Here is a 245-nt window from a genome sequence, read left to right as displayed (position 1 = left end):
ATCATAATGAACGCTCTGGTGGCACAAAACATTATGGGCAGCCAGGCCGATGATATTCACTTAGTAACTTTGCCTTTATTTCATACATTTGGTCAAACCGTCCACTTAAATGCTAGTGTTTTGGGCGGGGCAACATTGGTGTTAGTGCCTAGGTTTGAGCCTAAACATGTTCTTGAGCTGGTGGAAAAACATAGGGTGACGATATTTGCTGGTGTGCCAACGATGTACATCGGTCTGCTTCATGT

General features: G+C 44.1%; 1 protein-coding gene. It reads left to right on the top strand.

The genetic code is table 11. The annotated features are described in order from the left end of the window. Window positions 1-18 precede the first annotated feature (18 nt). A partial coding sequence (locus O4H47_RS18055; RefSeq protein WP_269395409.1) for an AMP-binding protein occupies window positions 19-245 on the top strand: 227 nt, incomplete at its 3' end.

The sequence above is a fragment of the Maritalea porphyrae genome (assembly GCF_027213965.1).
GTDB lineage: Bacteria > Pseudomonadota > Alphaproteobacteria > Rhizobiales > Devosiaceae > Maritalea > Maritalea porphyrae_A.
The sequence above is the reverse complement of the archived record's forward strand: the minus strand, read 5'-3'. Positions and strand labels throughout refer to the sequence as shown.